Raw genomic sequence first — 5,177 nt, 5'->3', positions numbered from 1 at the left:
GTGCAGCTCCCCGGTCCCGCCGACGTCCGTCACCCCGTTGCGGCTGGTCAGGGTGGTGGCCTTGTGGCCCTCGGCGGTCAGGTGGTCCGCCACCGCCCCCGGCCCCTGTGGCCGGACATCCGGGCAGTGCTACTGCGGATAGGTGCGCCACGCTCCGGCCGGGCGGTGCGGTCCCGTACGCCGCCAGCCCGGCGAGGGCGCGGCCGGGAACGCGTCCGCGCGCTCGGCCGGTCCGCTGGGCGCTGTCGCCGCGAGACGCAGAAGCACGGTGGTCACCGCAGCGATCTCCTCGGGGGTGGGTTCGCCCCGCACCACGCACAGCTGCGGCGCGGGCCGGGAAGTTCCTTGTGCATCCATGGTCGTTCCCCCTGTCACATGGGCGGGTTGCCGTGCTTGCGCGGTACGAGCTGTTCCTGCTTGGTGCGCAGGACCCGCAAGGCCTCCGCCAGCACGGCCCGGGTCGTACGCGGATCGATCACGTCGTCGACCAGGCCGCGCTCCGCCGCGTAGTACGGGTGCATCAGCGCCTCCTTGTACTCCTCGGTCAGCTCGCGCCGTGCCGTCTCCGGGTCGTCGGCCGCGGCGACCGCGCGGCGGTGGATGACGTTGACCGCGCCGTCCGCGCCCATCACCGCGATCTCGTTCGTCGGCCAGGCGTAGGAGAGGTCGCACCCGATCGACCGGGAGTCCATGACGATGTACGCGCCGCCGTACGCCTTGCGCAGGATGACCTGGACCCGGGGAACGGTCGCGTTGCAGTACGCGTACAGCATCTTGGCGCCGTGGCGGATGATGCCGCCGCTTTCCTGGTCCGTGCCGGGCAGGAACCCGGGCACGTCCACGAGGGTCACCAGCGGGATGTTGAACGCGTCGCAGGTCTGGATGAAGGAGGCGCCCTTCTGGGACGCCTCGATGTCCAGGACGCCCGCCAGGTGCCGCGGCTGGTTCGCGACCACCCCTACGGTCCGGCCGTCGATGCGTGCCAGCACGCACAGCAGGTTCGGGGCCCACCGTTCGTGGACCTCCAGGAATTCCCCGTCGTCGACCAGGCGCGCGATCACCTCACGCATGTCGTACGGCTGGTTGGGATCGGCCGGCACCAGACGCAGCAGTTCCTCGTCCGGGGTGCCGAGGTCCACCGCCGGCTCGGCCGCGGGCGGCAGCTCGCGGTTGTTGGCGGGCAGCAAGGAGATCAGGTACCGCACGTCCTCCAGGCACGAGGCTTCGTCGTCGTAGGCGAAGGCCGCCGCGCCCGAGACCGCTGCGTGCAGGTCCGCCCCGCCCAGTTCTTCCTGGGTGACCCGCTCGCCCGTGACGGCCTCCACCACATCGGGTCCGGTGATGAACATCTGTGAGATGCCGCGCACCATGAACACGAAGTCGGTCAGTGCGGGCGAGTACGTGGCGCCACCGGCGCAGGGGCCCAGCATCACGCTGATCTGCGGGATCACTCCTGATGACCGCACGTTGCGGCGGAAGATGCCGCCGTAGCCGGCCAGCGCGGAGACGCCCTCCTGGATGCGGGCCCCGGCCCCGTCGTTGAGGCTGACCAGCGGCGCGCCGGCGGCCTCGGCCATGTCCATGATCTTGTGGATCTTCTCGGCGTGGGACTCGCCCAGTGACCCGCCGAAGATCCGGAAGTCGTGCCCGAAGGCGAAGACCGTGCGGCCGTGTATCCGCCCCCAGCCGGTGACGACGCCGTCGGTGTGAGGGCGGCGGTCCTCCAGTCCGAAGCCGACGGCCCGGTGCCGCCGCAGCCCCTCGATCTCCACGAAGGTTCCTTCGTCGAAGAGGAGCTCCATCCGTTCGTGGACCGTCATCTTGCCGCGGGCGTGCTGTGCCTCGGTGGCGCGCGCCCCGGGGCCGCTGCGCACTGCCTGGCGCAGGCGCAGCAGTTCGGCCGTCCGCGCCTCCATGCCCGGCCGTGACGGCCGCGGGATCACCGGAGCCGTGGTGAGCGGGCGATCATCCAAAGCGGTCATTGGAAAGCACTCCCATACATTGATGATTTCCGTTGGGGACAGAATGTGCGGCCGCCATGGAAGTTGGCTAAAAGACCGTGATGCGGCTCCCTTCGATGCGGACTTCATGGAGCTTCCATGTCGCCTGTGAATGATGACCTCAGCCCACCGGACTGAGGAGTTCTCCGCATGACAACGCCGCTCGATGCCAATCCATCGGCAGCCGATCCCGTATTGACGTACATGAGCACCATTGACCGTTCGCTGGTGCACAGAGCAGCCGTCTCGGAGGTGCTCGTCACGGATCTGGTGGCGACCGGAGACGAGACGTTCGCAGCCGGGGCGCAGCTTCCGCTGGGCCACGCCTACTTCGGGGACCACCTGAGGGACCCGGTGTCCTACGACTTCCTCCTGCTGCTGGAGGCCGCCCGCCAGGCCGGGGTCGCGGCATCACACCGGCAGCTGGGTGTCTCCCGTGAAACCGCCTTCCTCGTCAACAACTGGTCGATCGAGATCGACGACCTCGACGCCCTCGCTCCCGGGAGCCGGCCCGGCGAGCTGGAGCTGACGGGCACCGTCACCCCGTCGGCGGGCCGCAACGGCCAGCTGCGCGGTGTCGGCTCCTCGGTCGTCCTTTCCCTCGCCGGGCGCCCCGTCGGCCGCACGCGGATCGACGTGGGCGCGGCCAAGAGCGCGGACTACGGCAAACTCCGTTTCCTCCAGCGCCGGTCGGTACCACCCCTCACCGCTGAACTCGGCGTGGTGCCGAGGCCCCGGGCAGCCGATACGGCCGGCGTCGGTCGCCGGAGCCCGCTCAACGTCGTGCTGGGCGAGCCGGTTCGCACGGGTGACACCGTCTCGGCCCTCGTGGAGCCGAGGTTCGAGAACCCCAGCCTCTTCGACCACACCTACGACCACATCCCCGCGATGGTCATCACGGAGGGCGCCCGGCAGCTGGCCCACCTGGCGGGCGTGCCGACCGGCGCCGCCGTCACCCGCTGCGCCGCGGAGTTCACGCGCTTCGCCGAGCTCGACTCCCCCATGGTGGCCACCGCCACCCCGTCACAGGCCGCCGGCGCCGCCCACCCCATGGACTGCCGCGTCGAGTTCCACCAGGAGGACACGGTGGTGGCGCGCATCTCGCTGGCCTTCGCCCCGGTGTCCTCCTCCGTCACCGAGGAGGCGCTGTGAGCGGCTCGCTGCCTCCCGTGCGCGCGGTGTGGACCGACTTCGGCGGTGTTCTGACCCCGCCGATCAGCCAGGACCTGGAAACCTTCTGCCTCCGTACCGGGATCCCCGCCGGAGCCATGCGCGCGGCCATGACCGCGGTGGCCGAGCCCTTCGGCGGAGATCTGATGGCTCCGCTGGACACTCCGTTGATCAGCGAGGACGAATGGGCCGCGCGGATGAACGCCGAGCTGTCGCAGCGGGGTGTCGACACCGACCTGACCGGCTTCGGCAAGCGCTGGTTCGAGGGTCGCGAGGCCAACGAGCCGTGGCGGGCCCATCTCGGAGACCTGCGCGCCGCCGGCGTCTACGTCGGCATGCTCTCGAACATGCCGCCCGCCTGGGACCCCCTGTGGCGACAGATGATCTGCCCCGACGGGCCGGAAACCCTGTTCGACGGACTGGCGCTGTCCTTCGAGATCGGGGCGCGCAAGCCGGACCGGCGGATCTTCGACGTGGCCGCCGAGCTCGCCGGGGTCGCCCCTGAGCAGTGCCTCCTGGTCGACGACATCGAGCGCAACTGCGCCGGAGCCGAGGCGGCGGGCTGGCAGTCCATCCACTTCACCAGCGCCGAAGCGGCGGCGGAGCAACTCGCCCGCTGCCTGCCGCCGCAGACCACCGCCGGTCCCGCGGCCATCTGAACAGGAGATCACATGTCACGCACCGTTCTGATCACCGGCGGAAACAGGGGGATCGGACTCAGCATCGCCCGCGCCTTCGCCGACAACGGCGACAAGGTCGCCGTCACCTCCCGCAGCGGCGAAGCCCCCGAGGGCCTGTTCGGTGTCCGCTGCGAGGTCACGGACCCCGAGTCCGCGCGCCGCGCCGTGGCCGAGGTGGAGGCCCAGTACGGGCCGGTCGCCGTGCTGGTCTCCAACGCCGGCATCACCCGGGACGCCCTCGCCCCGGTGATGAAGGAGGAGGACTTCGAGGACGTCCTCCAGACCAACCTCGTGGGCTCCTTCCGCATGGCCCGCCTGGTGTCCCGATCCATGATCAGCGCCAAATGGGGACGGATCGTCTTCATCTCGTCGATCATGGGCTTCCTCGGCTCACCCGGCCAGTCCAACTACGCGGCGTCCAAGTCGGGGATGCTCGGCCTGACCCGTTCCCTTGCCTGGGAGCTGGGTTCGCGCAACGTCACCGTCAACATGGTCACCCCCGGCCTCATCGAGACCGAGATGATCGAGAAGGTCACCGACAAGCGCCGCGCGCAGCTGCTCGCCCAGACTCCGCTGCGTCGCACGGGCACGCCCGAAGAAGTCGCCGAGGTCGTCAAGTTCCTCGCGAGCGACGGCGCGGCCTACGTCACCGGGTCCGCGATCCCGATCGGCGGCGGCATCGGCATGGGGCAGTGAGCTCCGCCCGCCCCCCTGGTTTTCCCACCCCTTCCGCCCCTTCCATCCCTTCCCCTGCTTTCCCAATGAGAGAGGACTCCGTCATGACGGACGAAGAAGTACTGCAGATCGCCGTGGACATGGGCAAGATCTTCAACGACGGGGACGACGAGGTCGCCCGCCGGTTGGTGGCCGAGGACTTCATCGACCACGAGGCCCCGGAGGGCTCGCCGCGCGGCCCCGAGGCGTACGCGAACACCGCGCGCTGGATGCGCAGCGTGTGGGAGAACGCCCGCTGGGAGATCGTCGATTCCTTCGCCAAGGGTGACAAGGCGCTGCTGCGCCTCGTCTTCACGGGCCGGCACGTCACCGAGTTCATGGGCGTGCCCGCGACGGGCAAGGAAGTGCGCGTGCAGCACCTGCACGTGTACCGCATAGCCGACGGCAAGGTGGCGGAGCACTGGGCGGTCCGTGACGACCTGGAGCTCTTCCGCCAGATCGGGGCCTGGACCAAGCCGCTGAAGGGGGCTCCCAAGCCCGTCCCGACGGCCTGACCCCGGAAAGCACGAGAGGGCGGCATCCGCATTGAATCCGGGCCGAGCCCCCGACCCCGGCCCGGATCAGCAGGCCCCGCTGCAGCTCATCCCCCGGG

General features: G+C 70.1%; 6 protein-coding genes. 4 read left to right on the top strand and 2 right to left on the bottom strand.

Annotated elements, in window-relative coordinates:
* Window positions 1-129 precede the first annotated feature (129 nt).
* Window positions 130-357, bottom strand: coding sequence for an acyl-CoA carboxylase subunit epsilon (locus AB0D48_RS37050; protein WP_362407649.1), 228 nt, complete (start codon window positions 355-357; stop codon window positions 130-132).
* A gap of 14 nt (window positions 358-371) precedes the next feature.
* Window positions 372-1,916: an acyl-CoA carboxylase subunit beta gene (locus AB0D48_RS37045; RefSeq protein ID WP_362407652.1), complete on the bottom strand. Its 1,545-nt coding sequence runs from the start codon at window positions 1,914-1,916 to the stop codon at window positions 372-374.
* Window positions 1,917-2,204: 288 nt separating this feature from the next.
* Here AB0D48_RS37045 and AB0D48_RS37040 point away from each other — a divergent pair, with 288 nt between their 5' ends.
* The 4 genes from AB0D48_RS37040 to AB0D48_RS37025 all read left to right on the top strand — a co-directional run bounded on the left by AB0D48_RS37040 (window position 2,205) and on the right by AB0D48_RS37025 (window position 5,079).
* Entirely contained in the window at window positions 2,205-3,152 is a 948-nt protein-coding gene (locus tag AB0D48_RS37040; protein WP_362407646.1) for a ScbA/BarX family gamma-butyrolactone biosynthesis protein, read from the top strand.
* Window positions 3,149-3,829 carry an HAD family phosphatase gene (locus AB0D48_RS37035; protein WP_362407644.1) on the top strand — a complete coding sequence of 227 codons (681 nt, stop codon included), beginning with the start codon at window positions 3,149-3,151 and terminating at the stop codon, window positions 3,827-3,829. Before AB0D48_RS37040 ends, AB0D48_RS37035 begins: the two co-directional genes overlap by 4 nt.
* Before the next feature lie 12 nt (window positions 3,830-3,841).
* Window positions 3,842-4,546 (top strand): 3-oxoacyl-ACP reductase FabG, encoded by a 705-nt coding sequence (gene fabG, locus AB0D48_RS37030; RefSeq protein ID WP_362407641.1) that lies wholly within the window; start codon window positions 3,842-3,844, stop codon window positions 4,544-4,546.
* A gap of 83 nt (window positions 4,547-4,629) precedes the next feature.
* Complete coding sequence (locus tag AB0D48_RS37025) at window positions 4,630-5,079, top strand: ester cyclase (RefSeq protein ID WP_362407638.1); 450 nt, start codon at window positions 4,630-4,632, stop codon at window positions 5,077-5,079.
* Window positions 5,080-5,177: the final 98 nt, after the last annotated feature.

Source organism: Streptomyces sp. NPDC048269 (assembly GCF_040652395.1).
Classification (GTDB): Bacteria; Actinomycetota; Actinomycetes; order Streptomycetales; family Streptomycetaceae; genus Streptomyces.
Note: the sequence above shows the minus strand (reverse complement) of the source record. Positions and strands in the feature narration are given on the sequence as shown.

Bases quoted from the DNA above. Each gene is read 5' to 3' on its own strand.
- AB0D48_RS37045 (WP_362407652.1), bottom strand. From the start codon at position 1,916: ATGGAGGCGCGGACGGCCGAACTGCTGCGCCTGCGCCAGGCAGTGCGC.
- AB0D48_RS37025 (WP_362407638.1), top strand. From the start codon at position 4,630: ATGACGGACGAAGAAGTACTGCAGATCGCCGTGGACATGGGCAAGATC.
- fabG (WP_362407641.1), top strand. From the start codon at position 3,842: ATGTCACGCACCGTTCTGATCACCGGCGGAAACAGGGGGATCGGACTC.
- AB0D48_RS37050 (WP_362407649.1), bottom strand. From the start codon at position 357: ATGGATGCACAAGGAACTTCCCGGCCCGCGCCGCAGCTGTGCGTGGTG.
- AB0D48_RS37040 (WP_362407646.1), top strand. From the start codon at position 2,205: ATGAGCACCATTGACCGTTCGCTGGTGCACAGAGCAGCCGTCTCGGAG.